This is a genomic window from Symbioplanes lichenis (assembly GCF_030709675.1).
Taxonomy (GTDB): domain Bacteria; phylum Actinomycetota; class Actinomycetes; order Mycobacteriales; family Micromonosporaceae; genus Actinoplanes; species Actinoplanes lichenis.
This window is the reverse complement of sequence record NZ_JAUZQD010000008.1, coordinates 199,331-224,602: the sequence shown is the minus strand read 5'-3', so window position 1 is coordinate 224,602 and position 25,272 is coordinate 199,331. Positions and strand designations below refer to the sequence as shown.

Annotated in this window: 24 protein-coding genes and 1 pseudogene; 11 read left to right on the top strand and 14 right to left on the bottom strand. The window is 73.6% G+C overall.

From position 1 onward, the window contains the following. Nucleotides 1–130 precede the first annotated feature (130 nt). Nucleotides 131–529, top strand: a complete 399-nt coding sequence (locus RAN62_RS20975; RefSeq protein ID WP_305786391.1) for an ATP-binding protein — start codon at nucleotides 131–133, stop codon at nucleotides 527–529. Beyond that, complete coding sequence (locus tag RAN62_RS20970) at nucleotides 526–843, top strand: STAS domain-containing protein (RefSeq protein ID WP_305786390.1); 318 nt, start codon at nucleotides 526–528, stop codon at nucleotides 841–843. The genes RAN62_RS20975 and RAN62_RS20970 overlap by 4 nt, the downstream gene beginning before the upstream one ends. On the opposite strand, the gene RAN62_RS20965 is transcribed toward RAN62_RS20970, so the two are convergent. The 5 genes and pseudogenes from RAN62_RS20965 to trpC all read right to left on the bottom strand — a co-directional run bounded on the left by RAN62_RS20965 (nucleotide 840) and on the right by trpC (nucleotide 6,281). Continuing rightward, nucleotides 840–2,021 carry an FAD-dependent oxidoreductase gene (locus RAN62_RS20965; protein ID WP_305786389.1) on the bottom strand — a complete coding sequence of 394 codons (1,182 nt, stop codon included), beginning with the start codon at nucleotides 2,019–2,021 and terminating at the stop codon, nucleotides 840–842. The genes RAN62_RS20970 and RAN62_RS20965 overlap by 4 nt on opposite strands. Nucleotides 2,022–2,262: 241 nt before the next feature. Continuing rightward, a pseudogene (gene lgt / locus RAN62_RS20960) lies at nucleotides 2,263–3,411 on the bottom strand (prolipoprotein diacylglyceryl transferase); the annotation flags it as partial. A gap of 34 nt (nucleotides 3,412–3,445) precedes the next feature. Beyond that, a complete protein-coding gene (gene trpA, locus RAN62_RS20955) occupies nucleotides 3,446–4,252 on the bottom strand; it encodes a tryptophan synthase subunit alpha (protein WP_305786387.1) in 807 nt (268 codons plus the stop codon). Next, nucleotides 4,249–5,481, bottom strand: coding sequence for a tryptophan synthase subunit beta (trpB, locus tag RAN62_RS20950; RefSeq protein ID WP_305786386.1), 1,233 nt, complete (start codon nucleotides 5,479–5,481; stop codon nucleotides 4,249–4,251). The genes trpA and trpB overlap by 4 nt, the downstream gene beginning before the upstream one ends. Further along, nucleotides 5,478–6,281, bottom strand: a complete 804-nt coding sequence (gene trpC / locus RAN62_RS20945) for an indole-3-glycerol phosphate synthase TrpC (RefSeq protein ID WP_305786554.1) — start codon at nucleotides 6,279–6,281, stop codon at nucleotides 5,478–5,480. The genes trpB and trpC overlap by 4 nt, the downstream gene beginning before the upstream one ends. A 337-nt stretch (nucleotides 6,282–6,618) precedes the next feature. On the opposite strand from trpC, the gene RAN62_RS20940 reads away from it, so the two are divergent. Beyond that, nucleotides 6,619–6,882, top strand: a complete 264-nt coding sequence (locus RAN62_RS20940) for a hypothetical protein (RefSeq protein ID WP_305786385.1) — start codon at nucleotides 6,619–6,621, stop codon at nucleotides 6,880–6,882. Nucleotides 6,883–7,165: 283 nt separating this feature from the next. Here RAN62_RS20940 and RAN62_RS20935 read toward each other — a convergent pair whose 3' ends face one another. From RAN62_RS20935 to hisI, 3 genes are all read right to left on the bottom strand, one after another. Then, nucleotides 7,166–7,792: a Trp biosynthesis-associated membrane protein gene (locus RAN62_RS20935; protein ID WP_369077182.1), complete on the bottom strand. Its 627-nt coding sequence runs from the start codon at nucleotides 7,790–7,792 to the stop codon at nucleotides 7,166–7,168. A gap of 98 nt (nucleotides 7,793–7,890) precedes the next feature. Then, nucleotides 7,891–9,429 (bottom strand): anthranilate synthase component I, encoded by a 1,539-nt coding sequence (locus RAN62_RS20930; RefSeq protein ID WP_305786384.1) that lies wholly within the window; start codon nucleotides 9,427–9,429, stop codon nucleotides 7,891–7,893. Then, on the bottom strand, nucleotides 9,426–9,860 hold the full coding sequence (gene hisI / locus RAN62_RS20925) for a phosphoribosyl-AMP cyclohydrolase (RefSeq protein ID WP_305786383.1): 435 nt from the start codon (nucleotides 9,858–9,860) through the stop codon (nucleotides 9,426–9,428). The genes RAN62_RS20930 and hisI overlap by 4 nt, the downstream gene beginning before the upstream one ends. Before the next feature lie 189 nt (nucleotides 9,861–10,049). On the opposite strand from hisI, the gene RAN62_RS20920 reads away from it, so the two are divergent. Together RAN62_RS20920 and RAN62_RS20915 are read left to right on the top strand one after the other, a co-directional pair. Then, the gene (locus RAN62_RS20920) at nucleotides 10,050–12,914 is read left to right on the top strand and encodes a hypothetical protein (protein WP_305786382.1); all 2,865 of its coding nucleotides are present in this window, start codon (nucleotides 10,050–10,052) and stop codon (nucleotides 12,912–12,914) included. A 118-nt stretch (nucleotides 12,915–13,032) separates the two neighbouring features. Beyond that, a complete protein-coding gene (locus RAN62_RS20915) occupies nucleotides 13,033–13,164 on the top strand; it encodes a hypothetical protein (RefSeq protein ID WP_305786381.1) in 132 nt (43 codons plus the stop codon). A gap of 16 nt (nucleotides 13,165–13,180) precedes the next feature. On the opposite strand, the gene RAN62_RS20910 is transcribed toward RAN62_RS20915, so the two are convergent. Continuing rightward, entirely contained in the window at nucleotides 13,181–13,909 is a 729-nt protein-coding gene (locus RAN62_RS20910) for a DUF2470 domain-containing protein (protein ID WP_305786380.1), read from the bottom strand. A gap of 86 nt (nucleotides 13,910–13,995) precedes the next feature. Here RAN62_RS20910 and rpsD point away from each other — a divergent pair, with 86 nt between their 5' ends. Next, the gene (gene rpsD, locus RAN62_RS20905; protein WP_305786379.1) at nucleotides 13,996–14,604 is read left to right on the top strand and encodes a 30S ribosomal protein S4; all 609 of its coding nucleotides are present in this window, start codon (nucleotides 13,996–13,998) and stop codon (nucleotides 14,602–14,604) included. A gap of 60 nt (nucleotides 14,605–14,664) precedes the next feature. Here the strand turns inward: rpsD and RAN62_RS20900 are convergent, their stop codons facing one another. Next, nucleotides 14,665–15,912: an MFS transporter gene (locus RAN62_RS20900; RefSeq protein WP_305786378.1), complete on the bottom strand. Its 1,248-nt coding sequence runs from the start codon at nucleotides 15,910–15,912 to the stop codon at nucleotides 14,665–14,667. A gap of 77 nt (nucleotides 15,913–15,989) precedes the next feature. Here RAN62_RS20900 and RAN62_RS20895 point away from each other — a divergent pair, with 77 nt between their 5' ends. Beyond that, the gene (locus tag RAN62_RS20895) at nucleotides 15,990–16,877 is read left to right on the top strand and encodes a LysR family transcriptional regulator (protein WP_305786377.1); all 888 of its coding nucleotides are present in this window, start codon (nucleotides 15,990–15,992) and stop codon (nucleotides 16,875–16,877) included. A 39-nt stretch (nucleotides 16,878–16,916) separates the two neighbouring features. Here the strand turns inward: RAN62_RS20895 and RAN62_RS20890 are convergent, their stop codons facing one another. Then, on the bottom strand, nucleotides 16,917–18,689 hold the full coding sequence (locus RAN62_RS20890; protein ID WP_305786376.1) for an ABC transporter ATP-binding protein: 1,773 nt from the start codon (nucleotides 18,687–18,689) through the stop codon (nucleotides 16,917–16,919). Next, a complete protein-coding gene (locus RAN62_RS20885) occupies nucleotides 18,686–20,452 on the bottom strand; it encodes an ABC transporter ATP-binding protein (protein WP_305786552.1) in 1,767 nt (588 codons plus the stop codon). The genes RAN62_RS20890 and RAN62_RS20885 overlap by 4 nt, the downstream gene beginning before the upstream one ends. A 161-nt stretch (nucleotides 20,453–20,613) precedes the next feature. Here RAN62_RS20885 and RAN62_RS20880 point away from each other — a divergent pair, with 161 nt between their 5' ends. Both RAN62_RS20880 and RAN62_RS20875 read left to right on the top strand, forming a co-directional pair. Next, nucleotides 20,614–21,225, top strand: coding sequence for a TIGR03085 family metal-binding protein (locus RAN62_RS20880; protein ID WP_305786375.1), 612 nt, complete (start codon nucleotides 20,614–20,616; stop codon nucleotides 21,223–21,225). Between the two features lie 7 nt (nucleotides 21,226–21,232). Next, complete coding sequence (locus RAN62_RS20875) at nucleotides 21,233–21,703, top strand: NUDIX domain-containing protein (RefSeq protein ID WP_305786374.1); 471 nt, start codon at nucleotides 21,233–21,235, stop codon at nucleotides 21,701–21,703. Nucleotides 21,704–21,706: 3 nt separating this feature from the next. Here the strand turns inward: RAN62_RS20875 and RAN62_RS20870 are convergent, their stop codons facing one another. Further along, nucleotides 21,707–21,979, bottom strand: a complete 273-nt coding sequence (locus tag RAN62_RS20870) for an excalibur calcium-binding domain-containing protein (protein ID WP_305786373.1) — start codon at nucleotides 21,977–21,979, stop codon at nucleotides 21,707–21,709. A gap of 140 nt (nucleotides 21,980–22,119) precedes the next feature. Here RAN62_RS20870 and RAN62_RS20865 point away from each other — a divergent pair, with 140 nt between their 5' ends. Together RAN62_RS20865 and RAN62_RS20860 are read left to right on the top strand one after the other, a co-directional pair. Next, the gene (locus RAN62_RS20865; protein WP_305786372.1) at nucleotides 22,120–22,641 is read left to right on the top strand and encodes a hypothetical protein; all 522 of its coding nucleotides are present in this window, start codon (nucleotides 22,120–22,122) and stop codon (nucleotides 22,639–22,641) included. Nucleotides 22,642–22,668: 27 nt separating this feature from the next. Beyond that, the gene (locus RAN62_RS20860) at nucleotides 22,669–23,934 is read left to right on the top strand and encodes an APC family permease (RefSeq protein WP_305786371.1); all 1,266 of its coding nucleotides are present in this window, start codon (nucleotides 22,669–22,671) and stop codon (nucleotides 23,932–23,934) included. Here the strand turns inward: RAN62_RS20860 and pdxR are convergent. Then, nucleotides 23,838–25,226 carry a MocR-like pyridoxine biosynthesis transcription factor PdxR gene (pdxR, locus tag RAN62_RS20855; RefSeq protein WP_305786370.1) on the bottom strand — a complete coding sequence of 463 codons (1,389 nt, stop codon included), beginning with the start codon at nucleotides 25,224–25,226 and terminating at the stop codon, nucleotides 23,838–23,840. The two genes, RAN62_RS20860 and pdxR, sit on opposite strands and share 97 nt — an antisense overlap. Nucleotides 25,227–25,272: the final 46 nt, after the last annotated feature.

The following is a 25,272-nucleotide window of genomic DNA, read 5'->3' as shown; positions in this document are numbered from 1 at the left end:
CAGGGACCCGCCGGGGCCAGATGGCGGACCGTCGGCATGACGACCGAAATGCGGTACGGCGGCGCAGCCCGGAAACCGTAGCCTGGGATCGACGGATATGACAGCCGTAACCGGGGTGGGCGAATGTCGCGTGGACACATTGACGGCACACTTCGACGTGGTGCTGGGCCGGCAGGCGCCCGCGCGGTCCCGGACGATCGTGGACACCGTCCTGCTCGACTGGGGCTTCGACGACGACGAGTGGCGTGACGCGGCGATCCTGATCGTGAGCGAGCTGGTCACCAACGCCGTCCGCCACGGGGGCGGCGAGATCACCCTGGAGCTGCGGGCGGCCGGCCCCGAGGTGGAGGTGTCGGTCGCCGACGGCTCGTCGGTCCTCCCGCGGCGGCGCGAGCCCGACGAGACCGGTGGCCGCGGGCTGGCCGCCATCGAGGCGCTCTCCGCGGGGTGGCAGGTGCACAACCATCGCGGCGGCAAGCGGGTCCGGGTCGACCTGCTGCCCCACCCGGCGCCGGCGGCCGGCCGATGAACATCACCGTGCACCAGGATCCCTCCGGCGCCATCCGCCTGCACCTCGCCGGCGACCTCGACCTGGGCACCGCCGAGCTGCTCGGCGGGGAGGTCCGCGCCGCCCTCGCCGAGTTCCGGCCGGAGACGCTGGTCGTCGACGCGGGCGAGCTGGGCTTCTGCGACTCGGCCGGCATCCACGCGCTGCTCTCGGCGCGCCGCGACGCCCATCGCGGGGGCAGCGGATTCCAGGTGACGAACCTGCACGGCCGCAGCCTGCGCGCCCTCGAAGTGACCGGCGTGCTGGCCGGCCTCACCACTCTGAGCAGGCCTTAAGGCCTGTCCGGGGGCTGCCAGTCGGCCGCGAGTCCGTGGGCGCTGCCCAGGATGCGGGGGCGTAGCGAGCCGAGCGCCGCGTCGCGCGCCCGGAGGGCCAGGCGGCCACGGGCCTGGACGACGGCGGACATGCGGCGGGTCTGGCGGACCACCGTGGCTGCGCGCGGACGGCGGGTCCGGTCGTACTCCTCGACCGCGTCGCCCAGCGCGGCGCCCGGCTCGGCCGTCGCGACCAGCGAGCGCAGGGTGGCCGCGTCCTCGAACGCGAGGCACGCGCCCTGGCCGAGGTGGTGCGGCATGGCGTGGGCGGCGTCGCCGAGGAGGACGACACCGCCAGGACCACACCGGAAGCCGTACGCCCTCGGCAGCGGCCGCAGCTCGCGCACCTCCTGCGGCACCAGGTCCTCGGGGTGGGTGGCGGCGAGCAGCTCGCCCACCGGCGCGTGCCAGCCGGAGAACCAGCGGCGCAGCAGGGCGAGCTGGGTCGCGGGCGGCTCGGGGCGGGGCGCGCCGGCCGCCGTGGCCACCCAGGAGAAGCCGCCGCGGCCCAGCGGGATCGCCACGAACCGGTAGCCCGCGCCGAGCGTCTCGCCGCCCGCCGCCTGGGCGGGTGCGAAGTCCGGCAGCCGGAAGCCGGGCACGACTGCCTGCCACGCCGCGAAGCCGGAGCCGACCGCGACCGCCTCGGGGGCGAGCGCCCGGCGGATCGTGCTGTCGATGCCGTCGGCCGCGACGATCAGGTCGGCCTCGAGAAAGACCCGCCCGTCCCCCACCGCCGGGCGCGACGCCCGCCGCGCCCGGACCGTGGTCACCGCGAAACCGGTACGGATCTCCACCCGCTCGCCCAGGCCGGCGACGAGGGCGTCGTAAAGATCTTGCAGCGGTACGACCGCCGGGGCGGGACCGGCCCCCGGACGCGTGTGCGGCGGGACGAGCCACTGGCCGTCGGGGCGCCGCACCCCGCCGTCGGGCAGCGGGGCGGCGATGGCCGGCCAGCCGCCGTCGGGGTCGAGGGACTCCAGGGCGCGGCGGCCGTTGGGCCACAGCACCAGGGCGGTCGGCGGGGCGGCCACCCGCTCGCGGCCCTCGAGGACGGTCACGTGCCAGCCGTCGCGGGCCAGACCCCCGGCGGCGGCCAGCCCCGCCAGGCCGGCGCCGACCACGACGGCCGTCCGCACGTTACTTCTCGTCCGTCTTGTCGTCCGGCTCCGCGACGGCGGCCGGCTTCTCCGCGGGACCGGCGTCCGGCTCGGCAGCGGGCTTGGCGACCGGCTCAGCGGCGGCCGGCTCAGCGGCGGGCTTGGCGACCGGCTCAGCGGCGGCGGGCTTGGCGGCCGACTCAACAGCGGCCGACTCAGCAGCGGCCGGCTCGGGAGCGGCCGGCTCGGCAGCGGGCTTCGCGACGGGCTTCGCATACTGCTCCACCGGCGTGGCCGACGGAGCAGCCGCAGCAGGCGCGGCGGACGCAGCTGACGCGGAAGAGGCCGGAGAGGCAGGCGAGGAAGAAGCGGGCGCGCCGGCGGAGACCCCGGCCGGCGCCAGATCGGGCTCGGGCGAGCCGCCGGCCGCGGGCGGCAGGATCCCCGTCTGCTGGTACGCCAGGAACCGCTCCTCGCTCACCACCTGGTACTTGCGCGGCGCCTTGGCCGCCGGCGCGGGCGAGCCGACGTCGACCTGGTCCACGTCGCTCTCCGCGGCCGGCGCGGGCGCCGAGTCGGGCGCGTCGTCCGGCACGACGTACTCGCGGGGGCCCTTGACCAGCAGGAAGTAGATCAGCGCGCCCAGGAACACCACGATCGCGGTGAACACGTTCAACCGAATGCCGAAGATGTGGTTCGCCTCGTCGATGCGCAGCATCTCGATCCACAGGCGCCCGGCGGTGTAGGCCATCACATAGACGGCGAAGGCCCGGCCCCGCCCGAACTTGTACTTCCGGTCGAGGGCCCACACGAGCGCGGCGACGCCCAGGTCCCAGACGAGCTCGTACAGGAAGGTGGGGTGGTAGAGGTCGGGCAGCGTGACGGCCTGGCCGTCGATCATGGTGGCGTGGCCCGGGTTGGACCGGTCCATGTCGTGCACCTGCAGGCCCCAGGGCAGGGTGGTGACGCTGCCGTAGAGCTCGTTGTTGAACCAGTTGCCGAGGCGGCCGACGGCCTGGGCGACCGGCAGGCCCGGGGCGAGCGCGTCGGCGAAGACCGACAGCGGCAGGCCGATCTGGCGGGCGGCGAACCAGGCGCCGAGCGCGCCACCGGCGACCGCGCCCCAGATGCCGAGGCCGCCCTCCCAGATCTGGAAGACGCGCATCGGGTCGCCGCCGTCGCCGAAGTATTGCTCCGGCGACGTGATCACGTGGTAGACCCGGGCACCGACGATGCCGAACGGCACCGCCCACACCGCCATGTCCAGCGAGACCCACGGCGCCACGCCGCGGCGCCGCAGCCGGTATTCCATGATCAGGACGGCGGCCACGATGCCGAGGACGATGCAGATGGCGTACGCCCGGACCGGCAGTCCGAGCACGTGCCACACCGAGACGGTCGGGCTGGGGATCTGGGCGTAGTACTTCACGCGCGCACCCTACCGCCGACGGGCGCCGCTCATGTCACCTGGGCGCGCCGCCGCGTACACCTTCTGCCAACTCGGCACTCAGAGCGCGCAGCCGGTCGTGCCCGGTGGCCAGGTCCGGCGCCTCCAGGACGCAGCGGATCAGCGCGCTGCCGACGATCACGCCGTCCGCGAACGCGGCCACCTCGGCGGCCTGCGCACCGGTCCCGACACCCAGACCCACACCCACGGGCATGTGCGGGTCGGCCCGGCGGATCCGCTCGACCAGCTCGGGGGCCTGCGAGGACACACTGGTACGCGCACCCGTCACGCCCATGAGTGCCGTGGCGTACACGAAGCCGCGGCAACTCGCCACGGTCATCGCCAGCCGCTCGTCGGTCGAGGAGGGCGAGACGAGGAACGTGCGGTCGATGCCGTGCTTGTCCGCGGCGGCGATCCACTCCGCGCCCTCGTCGGGGATCAGGTCGGGCGTGATCATCCCCGTGGCGCCCGCCGCGGCGAGGTCACGGGCCCACGCGTCCACGCCGTACTTCTCGATCGGGTTCCAGTAGGTCATCAGGACGACCGTGGCGCCCGTACGGGAGACCGCTTCGATGATCTTGAGGGTGTCGCGCGAGCGCACGCCGTTCGCCAGGGCGATGTCGCTGGCCTTCTGGATGACCGGGCCGTCCATGACCGGGTCGGAGTAGGGCAGCTCGACCTCGATGACGTCGCAGCCGCTCTCGGCCATCGCCACCATCGACGCGATCGAGTCGTCCACCGTCGGGAAGCCGGCCGGCATGCAACCGACCAGCACCGAGCGGTCCTCGGCCTTCGCCTTGGCAAAGGTCTCGGCGATACTCATTCCTGCTCCCCCGGCACCAGCACTTCGTTGTCGTCCAGGATCCCGAAGTACGCGCCGGCGGTGTGCACGTCCTTGTCGCCACGCCCGGAAAGGTTGACCAGGATCGTCGGCGTGCGGCCCAGCTCGGCGGCCAGCCGCGGCGCGATCTTGGCGGCCCCGGCGAGGGCGTGCGCGCTCTCGATCGCGGGGATGATTCCTTCCGTACGGCACAGCAGCTGGAACGCGGCCATCGCCTCGGCGTCGGTCACGGGCTCATAGGTGGCGCGCCCGGTGTCGTGCAGCCACGCGTGCTCGGGGCCGACGCCCGGGTAGTCGAGGCCCGCGGAGATGGAGTGCGACTCCATCGTCTGCCCGTCCTCGTCCTGCAACAGGTATGTGCGGTTGCCGTGCAGCACGCCGACCGAGCCGCCCGTGATCGAGGCCGCGTGGCGTCCCGTCTCCACGCCGTCGCCCCCGGCCTCGAAGCCGAACAGGCGCACGCCCTCGTCGGGCACGAACGCGTGGAAGATCCCGATCGCGTTGGAGCCGCCGCCGACACAGGCCGCCACGGCGTCGGGCAGTTGGCCCGTCGCGCCGACGATCTGCTCCCGCGCCTCGACCCCGATGCCGCCCACGAAGTCGCGGACGATCTCCGGGAACGGGTGCGGGCCGGCGGCCGTACCCAGCAGATAGTGGGTCGTCTCGACGGTCGACACCCAGTCGCGCAGCGCCTCGTTGAGCGCGTCCTTGAGGGTCTGCGAACCATTGGTCACCGGAATGACGGTGGCCCCGAGCATGCGCATCCGGGCCACGTTGAGCGCCTGGCGCTCGGTGTCCGTCGCGCCCATGTAGACCACGCACTCAAGATCAAGCAGCGCCGCCGCGGTGGCACTGGCCACGCCGTGCTGGCCCGCGCCGGTCTCGGCGATGACCCGCGGCTTGCCCATACGCTTGGCCAGCAGGGCCTGGCCGAGCACGTTGCGCACCTTGTGGGCGCCGGTGTGGTTCAGGTCCTCGCGCTTCAGCCAGATCTCGGCTCCGAGCGCTTCGCTGAGCCGCTCGGCCCGATAGAGCAGGCTCGGCGTCCCGGCATAGTTCTTGAGCAGGCCGTCGAAGCGCTGCTGGAAGACGGGGTCCTGCTTGGCTTCCCGGTACGCGCGTTCGAGCTCGTCGAGCGCCTTGACGAGCGCTTCGGGCACGAACCGGCCGCCGTACTTGCCGAAGTGTCCGGCCATGTCCGGAAATGTCATCGCACCGGCCTCGGCGTCGCGGGGTGGTTGCCGGCGTTGACCAGCTCCGCCACGGCGTCACGGGGGCTCTTCTGGGTGACCAGGCCCTCGCCGACCAGCACCGCGTCGGCGCCCGCGGACGCGTACCGGATGAGGTCGTGCGGGCCCCGGACGCCGGACTCGGCGATCTTCACCACGTTGCCGGGCAGCCCGGGCGCGATCCGCTCGAAGACGGACCGGTCCACCTCGAGGGTCCGCAGGTCCCGGGCGTTCACCCCGATGACCTGGGCGCCCGCGTCCAGTGCCCGGTCGGCCTCTTCCTCGTTGTGCACCTCGACGAGCGCGGTCATGCCCAGCGACTCGATCCGCTCGAGCAGGCCCACCAGGACGTTCTGCTCGAGCGCCGCGACGATGAGCAGCACCAGATCGGCGCCGTGCGCGCGGGCCTCGTGCACCTGATAGCTGGAGACGACGAAGTCCTTGCGCAGCACCGGTACGTTCACCGCCGCCCGCACCGCGGCCAGGTCCTCGAGCGAGCCGCCGAACCATCGGCCCTCGGTCAGGACGCTGATGCACCGCGCGCCGCCGCCGGCGTACTCACCCGCGAGCTCCGCCGGGTCGGGGATGTCCGCGAGCGCGCCCTTCGACGGGGACGACCGCTTGACCTCCGCGATCACGGCGACGCCCGGCTTGCGCAGGGCCGCGTACGCGTCGATCGCCGGGGGTGCCGCTTGTGCGGCCGCCTTCACCTGGTCCAGCGAGACCTGAGCCTGCCGGGCCGCCACGTCCTCCCGCACGCCGGCGAGGATCTCCTCGAGCACGTTCTGGGGTCCCGCGCCACGCTGATCGTCTGTCACCTAACGACTCCCCTCTCCGGGTGTCCTCGGGCCGATGCTAGGTGGCGGCCGTCCTGTCCAGCCCTCCGGGGTATGGCGATCCTCACCTGATGGGCTGCGGCATAATGCGCCACCACCACGCACCGTGTCACGTCCGTCACACTATCGGCGGGGTGGGTGGGTCCTCCACCTGGGCCCCTTCGGCCGATCGGACGACCCCGGGCGGCGGTCACCGCACCGTCATGAGCTGGTAACACGCGGCGGGCACCCTGGGAGTCAGGCAGAATTGGTCCGGACAGTCACCTGGTGTGGAGCAGACCTGATGACCTCTGAGCAGAATTTCGCCGCCGTGTCCCGAGCCGTCGTCGCGGCCGCCGCCGACCTCATCGCCGGCGTCGAGCGCCGCATGATCGGCCCGGCCAACGTGCGCACCGCCCGCGACAACGCCTACGACGCCATGCGCGCCGACCAGGCGCGCGCCCAGGCCCGGGCGGACGTCGACGCGATGGTGGCGGCCCTGGCGGCCACGCCGCGCCCGCGCAACGCCCGCACGATCCCGGCGCGGCGGTCGCTGAACGCGCGCTGATCTTCCCCCGGCCTTTTCGGCCGAGCGTCGCCCTCTCGACCGGCCACCTCGACCTTTTGCGGCTTTGCGGGGCCGGCGTCTTTTGCGGCTTTTACAGGGCCGCCTTCACCTCGGCGCGGCTCTTCAACGGGCCGCCTTCACCTCGGCGCGGCCTTTCAACGGGCCGCCTTCACCTCGGCGCGGCCTTTCAACGGGCCGCCTTCACCTCGTCGCGGCCTTTCAACGGGCCGCCTTCACCTCGTCGCGGCCTTTCAACGGGCCGCCTTCACCTCGTCGCGGCTTTTCAGCGGGCTGTCGGGTCGTCGCCGCGGTCCAGGGCGTCCCAGGCCGAGCGGGCGTCGACGGTCCCGGTGTCGTCCGTCGCCACGGGAGCGGTGACGGTGCGTTCGTAGCGGGCGCCCATGCCGGGCCACTCGTGCCCGTGCCGGACGGTCCACCACCCGCCGAGCACCACCAGCAGCCCCCCGGCGACGCAGACCACGGGCCACGCCGTGGCTCCCGCGCCCGCCTCGCCGATGTCCAGCCCGGCCCGCCCGGCGATCGTGGCCACGACCACGCCCACCCCGGCCACGGCGATCAGCACGCCGAGGACCCGGCGCACCACACCCTTCGTGGCGAACAGGGCGCCGGCGCCGGCCAGGGCCACCAGGGCCAGCGCGAGGACGAGCGGGGCGGTGTCCGTACCCGGATGGGTCTCGCGCAGTTGGGTCAGACCCGGGCGATCGGTGACCTTGGTCGACCACGTGCGGGTGATTCCCCACAACACCAGCCCGGCGCCGGCGGCCGTGGCCAGCACCGCGTAGGCCAGCCGCCGGCCCGGCGTCACCCTCCCCGCCTCCTGCTGCCGCGCTGCCGTCTCGTCGCCCGCCGTGTCCGCGGACGCCGCATCGCCGGCCCCAACCCCGGGCACCGCATCGCCAGCCCTGGCCGCGGGCACCGCATCGTCGGCTTCGGCTGCGGGTGCCGCTTCGCCGGTCCTGGTCGCGGGCGTGCTGTCGTCGGTGGTCATCAGCGGGCCGCGCGGAGGGTTTCGGCGGCGGCGATCGCGGCGAGGACGGCGGCGGCCTTGTTGCGGGTCTCCTGCTCCTCGGATGCCGGGTCGGAGTCGGCCACGATGCCGGCGCCGGCGCCGACGTAGGCGTAGCCGCCGGTCATCAGCGCCGTCCGGATGGCGATCGCCATGTCCATGTCGCCGCCGAAGCCGAAGTAGCCGACCGTGCCGCCGTAGAGCCCGCGGCGCACCGGCTCGAGGCTCTCGATGATCTCCATGGCCCGCACCTTGGGCGCCCCGGACAGCGTCCCGGCCGGGAACGTCGCCGCCAGCGCGTCGAACGCCGTCCGGTCGTCGCGCAGCTCGCCCACGACGGTCGACACGATGTGCATGACGTGGCTGTAGCGCTCGATGCGCGCGAAGTCGGGCACCTCCACCGAGCCGGCCTTGCACACCCGGCCCAGGTCGTTGCGGCCCAGGTCGACGAGCATGACGTGCTCGGCCCGCTCCTTCGGGTCGGCGAGCAGCTCGGCGGCCAGCGCGTTGTCCAGCTCCGGCGTCGCCCCGCGCCAGCGCGTGCCGGCGATCGGGTGCAGCAGGGCCCGGCGTACGCCGCCGTCCTCCTCCGTCACCTTCAGGTGCGCCTCCGGCGAGGACCCGACGATGTCGAAGTCGTCGAAGCGGAGCAGGTACATGTAAGGGCTCGGGTTCGTGGCGCGCAGCACCCGGTAGACGTCCAGCGGATCGGCCGCCGTCGCGCGCTCGAACCGCTGCGCGACGACGATCTGGAAGCACTCGCCGGCCCGGATCGCCTCCTTGGCGGACTCGACGGCCTTCTGGTAGTCCCCGGGGACCGTACGGCTGACGACCTCCCCCGGCGGCGTCCGCTCCACCGTGGAGATCATCGGCGGGGTGGGACGCGACAACGCGGTGGTCATCGCGTCCAACCGGCCGACCGCCTGGTGGTACGCGGCCCGGGCCTCGTCCCCGCTCGCCCGCTCGGGCAGCACGGCGTTGGCCACGAGGATCGCCGACCCGTCGTAGTGATCGAGCACCACGAGGTCCGTGGCGAGCATCATGCCCAGCTCGGGCAGCGGCACGTCGTCCGTCGCCGTGGCGGGCAGCCGCTCGAACCGGCGCACCAGGTCGTACGCGAGATAGCCCACCATGCCGCCGGTCAGCGGCGGGAGATCGTCCGCAGGGTTCTCCTCGGGCCGGGTCAGCGCGGCCACGGTCTCCCGCAGCGCGGCCACCGGGTCACCGTCGAGCGGAACGCCCGCCGGCGGGGTGCCGAGCCACGCGGCCTGCCCGTCCCGCTCGATCAGGGTGGCGGCGCTGCGGACCCCGATGAAGGAATAACGCGACCACGCCGCGGAGCCGGCGCCCTGCTCGGCCGACTCGAGCAGGAACGTGCCCGGGCCGCCGGCGAGCTTCCGATAGACCCCGATCGGCGTCTCCCCGTCGGCGAGAAGCCGCCGGATCACGGGAACGACGCGGCGCTCCCCCGCCTGAGTGACGAAGGTCGCCTCGTCCGGCTGCACGGCTCCGCTGGTCACTGGCCCTCCCCGGACGCCGTCACGTTTTCCTCCGGCGCCGTCACGTTCGCCTCCGGCGCCGTCACGGGCAGGGTGTTCGAGAAGCACGAGTGGCTCCCGGTGTGGCAGGCCGCCCCGACCTGCTCGACCGTGACCAGCAGCGCATCGCCGTCGCAGTCGAGGGCGACGTCCCGTACATATTGGTGGTGGCCCGAGGTGGCGCCCTTCACCCAGTATTCGCGGCGGCTGCGCGACCAGTAGGTGGCCCGCCCCGTGGTGAGCGTCCGATGCAGCGCCTCGTCGTCCATCCAGGCCAGCATGAGCACGTCACCGGAGCCGTGCTCACGCACGACGGCGGCGACGAGGCCGTCGTCGCCCCGGCGCAGGCGAGCGGCGATCCGCGGGTCGAGGCCGGACGGCCGTACGGGCTGATTCTCGAGGTCTGCTGGCACAGTCCCAGATTGTCTCGCACGCGCCGCCGCGTCCACGAGCCGGTAGCCCACGATCCGGTCACGGAGCCGCACTGGGGGTGTGAGCACGGAGCCGCGGCAGGTACCGTCGTCGTGCGCCGCGCCTGCCCCGGGTGTCGTGCCTGCGCGCCCACCCGGGGGCCGCGCTGAGGTGACGGGAGTCTCACGCACATGGAGCCCACGGCCCACCCCGACGACAGTCGCCGGCCCTACGGCCAGGCCCGCCCCTGGCCGGCGCCGGGCAGCCCCACCCCCGAGCCCCAGCGGCCCGACGAGGACGACCCCGCCCACCCGGCCGGCCCCGCCGCTGTCCACCCGGACGAGTCCTTCCCGGCCTCACCGCCGGCCCCCACGGGCATTCCGGGCGATCGCCGCAAACCGCGCGGCACCGCCGGAGTCCCGAACGGCGTCCCCGGCCTGGACCTCCCGGAGCTGGGCAGCTTCAACGCCTTCGACCTCCCGCAACCCCCACCCGAAGCCGACCACGGCCGCATGCCCCACTTCGGCCGCCCGCCCGGCACCGGCACCGACCCGGCCGACGACCCCGCCCGCATGCCGGACTTCCCCACCCTCGACACCCCCGGCCCCGGCCCCGGCCCCGCCGACCCCGGCCCGCACGCTCTTCGCCCCGAGCCCATCGACCTCGGCCCGCACTCTTTCCGGCCCGAGCCCGTCGATCCCGGCCCGCACTCTTTCCGCCCCGAGCCCGTCGATCCCGACCCGCGCGTGACCGATCCGGAGACCGCCGGCTCCCACCCGGAAGCCACCCGCCCCGCCGACGTTCCGCCGCTCCCCGACCTGCCGCAGATGCCGGACGCGGGCCGCTACCGGGTGCCGGAGGCAGGCACGTTCCAGATCCCGCCGCCGCCCCGGGTCGCCGAGCCGCAGCAGCCGTGGAACACCTTCCCCGCGCCCGGCCGCGACCGGGGCACCTCTCCCGGCGACTTCTCGCGGGACGACATTTCCGGCTATCCGGGCGACGACATCTCCGGCCAACCACTGGGCCGTGCCGGCCGCCCCGCGCCGGAGCCCCACACCGACGAGCCCTCCCGCTCCACCCACGAGCCCGAGGCCGAGGACAGGCAAGGCTCCGCCGAACCGCGATGGCCGCACCGTCCCGACGACACGGACGACCACGAGGCGCAGAACGCACAGGACAAATCGGACGGTACGAACGGCCCGGGCCAGCCGGCCGACTCCAGCCGGCGTGACAATCGGCCGCCGCTCCCCTTCGACGCGCAGATGGTGGCCCTGGGCTCCCGCCGTCCCACGGAGGCGCTCCTCGGCGGTCTGCTCGGCGGCCTCCGCCGTCTCGACGAAGGCCCTGCCCGCATCAACGGCCACGCCAACGGCCATTCCGCCAACGGCCACGCCGGGCCGCCCGTCACCAACGGCTACAGCGGACCGAGCACCACCCACGACGACGAGGGTCCGGCCACCGCCGACGCCTACGACGGACCGGGCACCGCCAACGCCTATGACGATTCCGCGCCCGCCAACGGCTACGACGATCCGGCGCCCGCCGATGGGTGGCGAGGTCCCCTCTTCCCGCCGGCCGATGCGCCCCTCGCGGACGACCCGATCGCTGACCTCTTCCACAAGTTCCCGGAGTCGGACACCCCCGGCGACGAGCCGCCGGCCACCCAGGCCCCGGCCGACGAGATCCCGGCAACCACTCCGGCCGACGAGGGGGAAGGCGCCGGCCAGATCGGGGCGTCCGACGACGTAGCGGGTCCGTTCGCGCCGCCTCCGCAGGCGAGCGTGCCCCTCTATGCGCCGTCACCGTTCACCCGGGCGGGCAACCCTCCCCTGCCCGACGGCTGGGCGCCTCACCCCGAGCAGCCGGAGGACCCGCAGGACCTCCCGCTGAGCGACGACACACCGCCGCCCGGCGAACCGGCGAAGCCCTACGTCGCCCGCCGTTCCGCACCGGACGACGACGAGCGCCGGCCTTCCGGCGCAGCCGATGATGACGGGCGCCAGCTATCCCACGCGGCGGAGCACGACGGGCGCCGGCTTCCCCACGCGGCAGAGGACCACGAGCGCCGGCTTCCCCACGCGGCAGAGGACGAGCGCCGGCGCCCCGACGAGGTTGGGGACGATGTGCGGGAGGCGCCTACCGGCCGGGCGCAGGTGACCGTCACGGGGTCGGCGCGTGTTCCGGAACCGGGGATCGGATCGGAGCCGACTGACGACCTCGGTTCCGTGGCCGGACTGCCGTCGTTTCCTGTCTCCGGGGGACGGCGTCGCCGCGCCGAGCCCGATGACGAGGCCTTGACCGTGGTCGACGCCGTGGACGCGGTCGAGGCCGTGACTGGGATCGAGGTCCTCGAGGGAGTCGGGGCCACCGACGAAAGCAGCGCGCCGGAGAACTCCGCCGAAGAGAGCAGCGCACCAGAGGGCCACGCCAGTGAGGGCAGCGCCACGGAGGATCGCGCAACTGACGGCCGGGAAGAGCGCGACCGGCTGGTCGACGTCGGCATCGGGCCGGCTCAGCACGGTGTTGAGCAGGCCGATGACCACAGTGAACTCGTTGTCGATCGGGTCGTGGCGAATGAGCTGACCGTCGAGCGCATCGTGACAGTCGAGCCGGACGCCGCTGAGGACGGGGACCCCCGCCTCGAGAGCCACGCCGCCGAGGACGAGGTGCCGCAGCTCGAAGGCCACGCCGTCGAGGACCGGCCCGAGGTGGGCGACGACCTCGGCCGGGAGTCGGCGGGCGACGATCTGGGGGTGGCTCAGCGGCGGCCCGGGGATGTCGGGGGGACGGCGATCTCGTTCTGGGACGAGGCGGCCGGGGCCCGGTTCCGGGGCGAGTGGCATGAGGTGAAGGCGCAGTTCGTGGACGATCCGGTGAGTGCACTCGAGCGCGCCCGGGATCTGATCAGTGACGCCGTCGGGGAGCTTTCGGCGGCGATGCTGGCCGAGCGGGACGAGCTGGATCCGCTGCGGGAGACGTCCACGCCGGACACGGAGAGCATGCGGATGGCCATGCGCAACTATCGGGACTTCCTCGACCGCATCCTCGACCTCTGACGACGCCTCACCCCGGCGAGAAGGTGGAATCGGCCCTTGAGCGGCGCGCCGCCCACCCCTACGGTCGATCCTGGGAGCACGCCCATCCTGATGAGGGGACATCACGATGCTCCACCTGATGCGCGCCACCGCAACAGCGGCAGCCACGGCAGCGATCGTCACCGCGACCGCCACCTCGGCCCTGGCGGCAGCGCCCGCCACCGTCACCGAGAGCTGCGCCCCGCCCGGACATTACTACCGGAACCGCTAGGCCGGCACCGGGCTAATCAGGCATGCGCGCACCGGTGGCACAGGATCGGGTGCAGCAGATGCGCCAGATCGTGCCGGTCGGTCACCGGGCGCGGGAAGGAGAGCCGGGCCAGCCGGTCGCCGAAGCGGACCAGGAAGCCGTAGCGGTCGAGCCGCACCACGCGCGGGTCGTCGCCGGGCCGGGCTGCCTTGCCCAGCTGCCGCCGCACGTAGTCGGACATCTCGGTGACGTGGTGGTCGGCCAGGTCGGCGATGAGGTCGAACTCGATGGCGCGCAGGGGGTCGGGCGTGGCGGCGGCGTAGTCGTCCGGGTCGACGTCGCGCAGGACCTCGTTGCGTTCGTAGCGCACCTCGGCGACGTCCATGCGGTGGAGAACCTGCGAGTCGCCGACGTCGAGGAGGTCGGTGGCCGGGTCGGTGTCGGCGTAGTCGAGGGCGGCCTGGCGGGCCTCGTCGCCCTCGAGCAGGGTGGCCCAGCCGGCGACCCACACGCGGCCGAGCGACGGCGCGCCGGCGACCGGCGGCACGTCCGGGATGTCGAGGACCAGCGCGGTGTCGTCGACGTCGGGGCCGGGGCGCAGGGCGGCGGCGAGCGCGCCGTCGCGGGGCGAGAGCAGCAGCACCCGGCCCTGGGCGTCGGTCACGTGCCGGACGGGGTAGGGCCCCGGGCGGCACGCGATGTGCGCCGTGGCGGGCAGATGGCCTGCGGCGATCGTTCGCGCGACCTCGGCATGGGTGGGCTGCATGTCAGGATCCTCCGAGCACCGGTTAGGCTAACCTTAGTAAGGCGAGGCTAACCGTAGCACCTGCACCGGAGGATGAAAGATCGCCCGTGAACAACTCCCGACCCAAGGCCCGGCTGTCGCGGGCACTCGGCATCCCGCTCACCCGCAAGTGCGTCAAGTACTTCGAGCGGCGCCCGTTCCCGCCCGGTGTGCACGGCCGTGGCCGGCGCAAGTCCTCGGACTACCAGGTGCGGCTGCTCGAGAAGCAGCGGCTGCGGCACCAGTACAACATCAGCGAGTCGCAGATGCGGGCCGCCTACGACGAGGCGCACCGCCGCGACGGCAAGACCGGTGAGAACCTGGTCGCACTGCTGGAGAGCCGCCTCGACGCCACCGTGCAGCGCGCCGGCCTGGCCCGCACGATCTACCAGGCCCGTCAGCTCGTCGCGCACGGCCACTTCACCGTGGACGGCAAGAAGGTCGACCGCCCGTCCTACCGCCTGAAGCCCGGCCAGGTCATCGAGGTGCGCGAGAGCAGCCGCCAGAAGCCGCCGTTCCAGATCGCGGCGACCGGCGCGCACATCGACGGCCCGACCGCGCCGTACCTGTCGACAGTTCTCGAGGACCTGCGCACGACGGTCATCCGCAAGGCGGAGCGCTCCGAAGTCCCCGTCATCTGCGACGAGCAGCTGGTGGTCGAGTTCTACGCGCGCTGATCAAGCGAAGCGTCACAAGCGGCGGCCCCGGCACAACGGCGTGCCGGGGCCGTTTCACCATCAGGCGCGGCGCAACGCCGCGGCAAGCGGAACGGCGGCAAGCAGAGTCAGGGCGATGATGACGACGGCGAACCCGGTCAGCGCCGTGGCGAGCGACACCGACAACGTCGCCACCCCGATGCCCACCACCGGCACCGTCAGTCCGATGTAGCCCAGCAGGAAGATCCCGGCGAGCACCTCGCCCCGGTGGGAAGGCTGGGCCAGCGAGCCGGCCACCGCCAGCGCCGCCTTGAAGAGCGTCCCCGCCCCGGCCCCGCTCAGCACGCCGCCGGCCAGGAAGAACACGATGCTGCCGGTGGTCAGCACGACCGCGGTCAGCGCGCCGATCCCGAGCACCAGCAGCAGCGCCCCGAGCGCGACCTGGGCCCGCAGGCTCAGCGGCCGCACGGCGATCTGCGCCACCACCGCCGACCCGAACGTGACGAACACGACCGCCCCGGCGACCGCCCGCGACGTGATGTGCAGCTGCCCGGCGACGAAGATCGGCGCGAGCGACGTGAACAGCCCGAGCACCGAGAACGCCGCGAACGCGATGCCCCCGGCCAGGAAGAACCGCCCGCGGGCCGCCTGCGGCACGCGCACCCGCTGCGGCCGGTAAGCCGGGCGTGTCGCAGGAACGTCCGCCGTCTCGGGCACGAGAGCGACGCCTGCGAACGCCACCACGAGCAGCACCAGGAAGACGACCATCGGCGTGACGAGCGGCGCCGGCGCCCACCGGGCGAGCACCCCGGAGACCAGCGCGCCGAACCCGAACCCGCCGAGGTTGGCCGCCCCCGAGACCAGCTGACCGCGCACCGGACCGGCGCCCGGGCGAGCCCGCAGGTGCAGGTCGATGATGTGCGCCGTCACCGTGGCGGTCAGCATGCCGATGCCCAGCCCCGAGATCACCCGGGCGACGATCAGGCCCGGCAGCGCGGTCCACGCGAGGAAGATCACGGCCGAGACGATCTCGAGCCCGATCGCGGGCAGCAGCAGTCGCCGGCGCCCGAGCGTGTCGCCCAGGTGCCCGGCGAGGAAGAGCGAGATCACGACCCCGACGGCGTACGCGGCGAAGGCGATCGTCACGGCGAAGGTCGAGAACCCGTCCCGCTGCTGGTAGAGCGACCACAACGGGGTCGGCACGGTGCTGTAGGCCATCACGATCAGGAACGCGGCCGAGGCGATCCAGAACCCCGAGCCGTGGCTGACCCCGCGGCGCGCCGGGACAAGAGCCGGCCGGGGCGACCGGGCCGGGGAGATAACTGTCATGCGCCCAGTCTGCGACGCTTGATCCATCGGAGCCAACGCTGAAAACTGATGCCATTGATCGTACGAGGAGATGAGTCATGGATCGGCGCCAGCTCGAGGTCTTCGCCGCCGTCGCCCGCACGGGCAGCTTCACCAAGGCCGCCACCGAGCTCTATCTCGTGCAGTCGGCCGTCTCCGCCACGGTCGCGGCGCTCGAGGCGGACCTGGGCGAGCGCCTCTTCGACCGCACCACGCGCCGGGTGCGCCCGACCCCCGCCGGGCAGGTGCTGCTGGAGCACGCCACCGTGATCCTGGCCGCCTTCCGCGCGGCGCGCGACGCCGTCGAGGCCGTGCGCGGCGGGCTGTCCGGGGCGATCCGCATCGGCTACATGACGAACGTGACGCTCTTCGACATTCCCGCGCTGCTCGGCCGCTTCACCCGCGACCACCCCGACGTCACGATGCACATCGCGCCCTCCGCGACCGGAACGGCCGGCATGGCCACCGCCCTGCGCCGCGGCGACATCGACGTCGCGTTCCTGTCGGCCACCGCCGCGGACTACCCGGACCTGCGCGTCGACCCGCTCGCGAGCTCGCCCCTCGGCCTCGCGGTGACGCCCGATCACCCGCTCGCCGGTCGGGACCGCATCGCGCTGGCCGAGGTCACCGGGTTGCGCTTCGTCGACTTCCGGGCGGGGTTCGCCAACCGCACGCTCGTCGACACCGAGCTGCGGCGCCGGGGCCTGCACCGCGAGGTCCGCTACGAGACCTCGGACACCGCCGACACCGCCGCGCTCATCCGCAACGGGCTGGGCGTCGGCTTCCTCCCGCGCTATCTGGCCGAGGGCGACGACCGGCTGCACTGGATCGCGATCGACGACGCCGACTTCACGATGTGGGTCAGCGTCGCCACCGCCCGCGACCGCACCTTGAGCGCCGCCGCGGCCCGCCTGGCCACGCTGGCCCGCGCGGCCGCCGGCGACTGATCAGCGCATCGGCGGCCCGTCCGGCCCGCCGGCGACCGATCAGCGCGTCTGCTCCAGCCACGACGCGTAGAGCTTGGCGTAGATCGAGCCCTCCTCCTGCACCAGCACCGCGTGCGGCCCGCGCTGCACCACGCGACCCGCGTCGACCACGATCACCTCGTCCGCCGCCTGCGCCGTGGACAGCCGGTGCGCGATCGCCACGGTCGTCCGGCCGCGCGTCACCGTGTCGAGCGCGCGCTGCAGGCGTACCTCGGTGGCGGGGTCGACCGCGCTCGTCGCCTCGTCCAGCACGAGCAGGTCGGGGTCGGCCACATAGGCCCGGACCAGCGCGACCAGCTGCCGCTCGCCCACGCTCAGGGCCTCGCCACGCTCCCCCACGGGCGTCTCGAGCCCCTGCGGCAGCCCGGCCAGCCAGTCGCCCAGCCCGAGCTCGGCGAACGCGTCCGTCAGCTGGTCATCGGTGAGGCCCGGGGCGGCGAAGCGGATGTTCTCCGCCACGGTCGCGTCGAAGAGGAACCCGTCCTGCGGCACCATGACGACGCGCGAGCGCAACGAGTCGAAGCGTACGGACGTCAGCGGGGTGTCCCCCAGCAGCACCGTTCCGCCGGCCGGGTCCATCAGCCGGGTGAGCAGCTTGGCGAAGGTCGTCTTGCCGCTGCCGGTCTCCCCGACCACCGCCACCTTGGTGCGCGCCGGGATCTCCAGGTCGACGTCGGCGAGCACGATCGGGCCGCCGGGATAGCGGTAGGAGACGTCGGCGAAGCGTACGGACAGCGGGCCCGGCGGCAGCGCGGCGCCCTCGGTGCCCGGGTCGGCCACGTCGGGCTGGATGTCGAGCACGTCGAGCACCCGCCGCCAGCCGGCCACGGCGTTCTGCGCCTCGTTGAGCACCTCGGTGGCGATCTGCACGGGCTGGATGAACAGCGTCACCAGGAACAGGAACGCGGTGAGCTTGCCCACGGTCAGCCCGCCGTCCACGCCGAGGAGCACCCCGACGACCACGACGGCGGCGAGCGCCAGCCCGGCCGCGATCTCCCCGGTGGAGAAGCTGGTGACACTGGTACGCAACGCGCGCTGCTGCGACACGCGCAGGTTGTCGATCGCGTCGTCCAGCCTCTTCTCGGTGCGGGAGCGGACCCCGTACGCCCGGATGACCGCGGCCCCGACGACGCTCTCCGCGACCGCCCCCAGCATGATGCCGGTGCGCTCGCGAACCACCCGGTAGACGGCGGCGAGCCGCTTCTGGAAGAGCCGGATGACGATGGCCGCGGGCACGAAGCAGACGAAGACCACCAGGGTGAGCTGCCACGAGTAGACCAGCATGACGATCGTCGTGACCGCCACCTGCCCGCCGGTGAGCAGCAGCTGCACGCCGCCGGTCTGCAGGAACTGGGTGATCTGGTCGACGTCGCCGGTGACCCGGGAGACCAGCGAGCCGCGGCGCTCGGACTGCTGGTGCAGCATCGACAGATCGTGGATGTGCCGGAACGTCCGCGAGCGCAGCGACGCCAGCGCCGTCTCGCTCACCGTGAAGAGCCGGCGCGTCATCAGATAGCCGCACGTCGTCGAGACCGCCAGCAGCCCGAGCGTGATCAGCACGATGGTCAGGACGACGCCGAGGTGCGGCCCGCCGGGCGCCCGGATGCCCCGGTCGATGCCCTGCTGCACGGCGATGGGCACCGCGACCCGCCCGGCCATCGACACGAAGGCCAGCGCGATTGTGCCCGCCAGGCCCGGCCGCAGCTCGGGCGACAGCTTCACCCCCCGCCGTACGGTCGCCAGCGTCCCCTCTTCGACCACGGCGGCCGTCATGCCTGCACCGTCTCTTCCTCGTTCTCCGCCTGCTCATAGGCGGTGACCAGGTCCCGATAGCCGGGGACGGTCGCCATCAGCTCGGTGTGCGGGCCGACCGCGGCGATCCGGCCGTCCCGCAGGAACACGACCTCGTCGGCCAGCGCGATCGTGGCCCGCCGATAGGCGACGACCAGGATCGAGGCCCCGGCGTCGTGGCCCCGCAGCGCCCCGAGGATCGCCGCCTCCACCCGCGGGTCGACCGCGCTGGTCGCGTCGTCGAGCACGAGCAGCCGCGGGCGCCCGGCCAGCGCGCGGGCCAGCGTGAGCCGCTGCCGCTGCCCGCCGGAGAGCGACGTGCCGCGCTCGCCGACCGCGGTGTCGAGCGCCTCGGGCAGCTTCGCCACGAACCCGTCGGCCTGGGCCAGCCGCAGCGCCGCCCAGGCCGCCTCGTCGTCGACGCTCTCCCGATCAAGGGTGATGTTGCCCCGCACGGTGTCGTCGAAGATGAACGGCACCTGCGGGACCAGCGCCGATGTCGCCGCCAGCGCGCCCGGCGCCAGCTCGGGGAGCGGCCGCCCGTCGGCCGTCACCGTGCCGCTGTCCGGGTCCACCAGACGGACGGCCAGCGAGGCGATCGTCGACTTGCCCGAGCCCGTGGCACCCACCAGGGCGACGGTCCGGCCCGCCGGGACGGTGAACGAGATGTCGTGGAGAACCTCGGCGCCCTGCCCGTACGCGAAGGAGACCTGGTCGAACCGCAGCGTGGCCGGGCCGGTCCCGGGGTCGGTCGTGGCGCCGTAGGCGAGGTCGCCCTCGGCGCCGAGCACGGCCTGCACCCGCTCCCACCCGGCGACGCTGCGCGGCAGCTCGGCGACCACCCAGCCGATCGCGCGTACGGGGAAGGCGAGCACCGTGAACAGGAAAGCGACGCTGACCAGGTCGGCCACCGTGATCGCACCGGACTGCAGCCGCCACGCCCCGAGCAGCAGCACCGCCAGCGTGCCGATGCTGGGCAGCGCGTCCATCAGCGGGTCGAAGAGCCCGCGCAGCCGTCCCACCGAGATGAGCGCGTCGCGCAGCTCGGTCACGTGCACCCGGAAGCGCCGCGACTCGTCGGCCTCGCGGCCCATGGTCTTGACCACCAGCGCGCCGTCGAAGCTCTCGTGCGCGACGGCGCTGACCTTGGCCCGCAGCCGCTGGGCCCGGATCTGCCGCGGCGACATGCGGCGCGAATAGACCAGGTTCATCAGGAAGAGGGCCGGGAAGAGCACCACGCCGACCAGGGCGAGCACCCAGTCGGTGAAGAAGAGCGAGATCACCGCGGCGAGGATCATCACGACGGTCCCGACCGCGAAGGGCAGGGGCGCGATGGGTACGAACGCCGCCTCCACGTCCGAGTTGGCGTTGGACAGCAGCGTGCCGGTCGCGTGCCGCGCGTGCCACGCCGGCGGCAGCGACAGATAACGCCGCGTCACCGCGCGCCGATAGCGGGCCTGCAGCCGGAACTGCATGTAGCCCGCCCCCAGCCGGCGCCCGAAGATGCTGATCACCCGCAGCACCGAGATCCCGACGAATGCCGCCGCGATGAGCAGCAGCTCCCGCACGCCGGCCCGGTGCTCGGTGAACGCCGGCACCACGACGTGCCCGGTGACCGCCCCCACGACATAGGAGTTCGCGATGATCAGCAGCCCGAACAGGCTGCTGCCCACGACTCCCACGGTGAACAGCCGCGGCTCGGTGCGAATCGCGCGGCCGAGCACGCGAAGCCCCCGGCCCAGCACGTCCCGGCTGGCCCTCGTGCTCAAATCTGCCCCGCCCCGAAGTAAGCGCCCCGCCGGTCTCCCGGCCTTACCGATCCATCCTGCCGTCCCGGCCGCCGCCCGGCATGCCCCGGCGATTGTGTCTCGTATTACAGAGTTGTTGCTTGCTCTACGCTTTGCGGATGACCTTCGCGCGCACGGAACGCCGGCTTCTCGCCGATTCTCTGCTCCAAGCCGGCCCCGACGCCCCGACCGTCTGCGAGGGCTGGCAGGCCAAGGACCTCGCGGCGCACATCGTCGTCCGCGACCGCCGGGCCGATGCGGCCCTCGCCGGCTTCGTCCCGCCCCTGGCCGCCCGCGGCGAGCGCATCCTGCGCGCCACGGCGGAGCGCCCCTACCCCGAGCTCATCGACGCCGTCCGCACCCCGCCGTGGTGGAGCCCGCTCAGCAACCCCCTCACCGACCAGGCGGCCAACACCAACGAGATGTTCATCCACCACGAGGACATCCGCCGCGCCCAGACCGGCTGGGAGCCCCGCCCCCTCGACCCCGCCGACGAGCTGACCCTCTGGAAGACCGTCAAGCTCTTCGCCCGCCTCGCCCTCCGCAGTTATCAGCCGGTCCGCCTCGAGGCCCCGGGTTACGGCGTCCTCCAGCTCCGCGACGGCGAGCCCCGCGCCACCCTGACCGGTCCCCCGGGCGAGCTGGCCCTCTTCCTCTCCGGCCGCCAGCGCGTCGCCCACGTCGAGGTCACCGGCGACGAGTCCCTCCGCACCGCGAAACTCGGCCGCTGACGCCCCGGTGACCGACTACACCGCGTCGCTGCCGCGCAAACGGATGGGCGCCGGCGTCTTGCTCTCCGACCATCGCGGCCGGGTGCTCCTGGTCGAGCCCACCTACACGGACTATTGGGAGATTCCGGGCGGGGCCGTGGAGGCCGACGAGTCCCCGTACGCCGCGGCGGTGCGCGAAGTCGACGAGGAGCTCGGCCTGCCGTTGCGGCCCGGCCGCCTCCTCGTCACCGACTGGGTGCCCCCGCGCCCGGACCGCACCGAGGGCCTGATGCTGCTCTTCGACGGCGGCTTGCTCACCCCGGAACAGACCGACCGCATCCAGTTGCCGGCGGAGGAACTGCGCAGCTGGGCCTGGTGCACGGAGCACGAAGCGACCGACCGCCTCTCGGACTTACTGTCCCGCCGCATCACCGCCGCGATCCGGGCCCGCGCCGACGGCAGCCCGGCCTACCTCGAGAACGGCTACCCCGTCCCCTGAAGGTCAGCGCTTCTCGCAGGCAACGCCGTCCTTGTCGCGGTCGCTCTTCTTGTTCGCGTTGTAGACGGCGGTGCTGACCGTGAAGGTCGTGACCGGCCGCGTCGAGCCGCGCACCTTGTCGCTGGCTCCCTTGCGGGCGACGCCGTGCTTGTAGACCTTGTTCAGCGCGGTGCAGTTCTTGTAGGTCTTCGCGGCCGCCTCGGCGGGCCCGGCGGCCGCCAGACCGGTGGCGGCAAGCGCGGCGACAAGAACGGCACCGGCGAGTCGGTGCAGCATGGAGATCCCTTCCTGGGGTGACACGTCGTCACAGGCAACGACGGCCCCCACCGGACGACTCGCCCCGCGCCGCCAAAAGGCCGAACGGCGGGCGCGACACTGCCCGATGCGCCGGGAGAAAGAGGCCACTCGCCTCCACCTTGCTGGCCGTCGCCGCCGGCATCGGCAGGGTCGCCTTGATCGGCCTGCGCGGCGACGACGCCGCCTGCTCCCGGCGGAGCGAGACAGGCCAGGCGTTCGGGGTCGCCAACTCCGTGGTCGCCGCGGTCGCCGACGACATCTGGCAGGAACACAAGGCCGTGCTCGCCCGGATTGGGCGGGCCGGGGCGGGGTACCGACTGATCATGGTGGAGACCACGGACGACGGACGGTACATCGTCGTCGACGGGCGGCGGTGGCGGGCCACCGATCCCGCGATTCCCGAGGAGGCCGGCGCGCGGCTGCGGAAGGCACTCATGGCCGCCCGCCGGGACGTCGGTGCCGCGCTGCGGGCGGGGCGCAATCCGAAGCCGGCCCGGGCCCGGGTGCAGATCGCCAAGGTCGCGCTCGGGGAGCGGGGCACGCCCTGGTGGGAGCAGAGCGACGACGAGCGGCGGGCGCGGTGGGAGCGCGGGCTGCGGGAATTGGCTCCTTCAGACAGCGGGGAATCGGCCCGGACGTAGAGCCACTCGGCCCCTAGCGTCGTACGCATGTTGAGCCGCGCGCAGGGGACTGCGCTCAGTGTCGGAGCGGTGCTGGGCACCGGGGTGATCTCCATGCCCGCGCTCGCGGCGGATCTGGCCGGGCCGGCGTCGCTGGTGGCGTGGCTGGCGCTGATCGTGTTGTCGGCCCCGCTGGCCTGGACGTTCGCCGCGCTGGGGGCGCGCTGGCCGGACAGTGGCGGCGTGTCCGCGTACGTGCGGAGGGCTTTCGGGCCCCGGGCCGCCGCCGCGGTGGGGTGGTCCTTCTTCTTCGCGGTGCCGCTCGGCGCGCCGGCCGCGGCGGCCTTCGCCGGAGGGTACGTGGCCGACGTCCTCGGCGGCGGACGCACGACCGTGGCGGCGACGTTCGCCGGGTGCCTGGCGATCGTGGTCACGATGAACTGGTTCGGGCTCCGGGTCTCCGGCCGCGCGCAACTGATCCTGACGGCGACGCTGGTGGTGCTGCTCGTCGTGACGGTGCTCGCTGCGCTGCCGCACGCCCGGTGGACGCATCTCACCCCGTTCGCGCCGCACGGCTGGGCGGGCATCGGCGCGGCGGCCGCCGTACTCGTGTGGGGCTTCGCGGGCTGGGAGGCAGTGTCGCCGCTGTCGGGCGAGTACCGGCACCCGCGCCGCGACGTGCCCCGGGCAACGGCCGCGGCCGTGGGGATCGTCGGCGTGCTCTACCTCGCGGTCGCCGGGGCGAGCATCACCGTGCTCGGGCCGGCCGCCGGCGACAGCCCCGCACCCCTGGCCGATCTGCTGGAGCAGGGCGTCGGCGGCCCGGTGCGAGCGGTGACGGCGGTGATCGCCCTGGTGCTCACGATCGGCGCGATGAACGCGTACTTCGCCGGGGCCTCCCGCCTCGGCGCCGCGCTGGCCGAGCAGCACAGCCTGCCACGCCGGCCGTTCGGCACCGTACGCGGGAATCTGATCTTCATCTCGGTGGTCAGCCTGGCGGCGGTGGCGGCGCCCATCGCGTTGCGGACGCAGATGTTGCTGGTGACCGGGTGTTTCACGCTCGTCTACATCCTGGGCACCGCCGCGGCCCTGCGCCTGCTGCCGCGCGGGTGGTCGCGCCGGGGCGCCGGGCTGGCGCTGACCTCCGTGCTCGGGCTGCTGGTGCTGACCGGCTGGCCGGCGCTCTTCAGCCTGGTCGTGGCGGGCAGCGCGGTGCTCTACACCAGGCTCGTGAAGATCGAGAGCCCCTCGTCCAGCAGCGCCGGATCGACGGCCCCGAACCCGAGCACGAACCCGGTCGAGTCGCTCCCGTAGTGACCCAGATCCTCCACGGCGACCCCGCGGTTCCGGGCCGCCGCCACCACCGGTCCCGCCGGCCCTGAGGTCAGCGCCGCGACGTGCAACCCCGCCGCCGCCGGGACCAGCGAGAGCTGCGGGAGGCCGCTCAGCGCGGCGACCACCCGGGCTTGCCTGTCCCGGTACGCCCGCCCGGCGCGCCGCACGTGCCGGGCGAGCAGCCCCTCGTCGATGAAGCGGGCGAGCGCCGCCTGCACAGCCACCTGCCCGTACGAGTCGCCGAGCTGGCGCGCCGCGATCAGCGCCGCCCGCAGCGGGGCCGGCGCCAGCACGAACCCGGTCCGCAGGCTCGGCAGCATGCTCTTCGAGAACGTGCCCACATAGATCACGCGGCCCGCCGTGTCGAGGCTGTGCAGGGGCTCGAGCGGCCGGGCCGAGTGCCGGAACTCGCTGTCGTAGTCGTCCTCCACGATCGCCGCCGGCCGTTGCACCGCCCACGCCAGCAGCGCGTGCCGCCGGGTCAGGCTCATCGCACCCCCGAGCGGGAACTGGTGCGACGGCGTCGTGCAGACCACCCGCGCCCGGTCCGGCAGGGCGTCCACGACCAGGCCGTCCGCATCCACGGGTACGCCCACCACCCGCGCCCCGAGCGACGCGAGCACCTGCCGCGCGGGCGGATAGCCGGGGTCCTCCACCGCCACCACGTCCCCGGGCGACACCAGCACGCGGCCGATCAGGTCGAGCGCGTGCTGGGCACCGTTGGTGACGACGACCTCCTCCGGCCGTACGCGCAGTGACCGCGAGTAGCCGACGTACCGGGAGATCGCCGCGCGCAACGCGGGGTGCCCGGCGGGGTCGCCGTACCGTCCGGGGTGGTTGGCGCCGACCCGCAGCTCGGCCGCCACCAGCCGGCGCCACGTCTCGAAGGGGAAGAGCGACGCGTCCGGCATGCCGGTCCGGAAGTCGTAGCGCGGCACCGGCTCGGTCGCACTCGCCGGCGTCGCCGAGTAGGTCCACCCTGCCCGCGGACGCAACGGATCGGCGGGCGCCCGGCGGGTGGCGGGCTCGGACCGCACGTCCGCCACGAACGTCCCGGCGCCCGTCCGCGCGGTGAGATAGCCCTCGGCGACCAGCCGTTCGTACGCGGCCGTCACACTGTTGCGGGCCACCCCGAGATCCGCGGCGAGCACCCGGGTGGCGGGCAGCCGGTGCCCCACGGGGAGCCGGCCGTCCACGATGGCCTGCCGCAACGCCCGATAGATCCGGACCGTCCGGTCACCGCGCCCGCTCAGCTCCACCACCAGATCCACGGTGACCCCCGCAACAATCCCGTATTACATACATCGCAGATAGGCA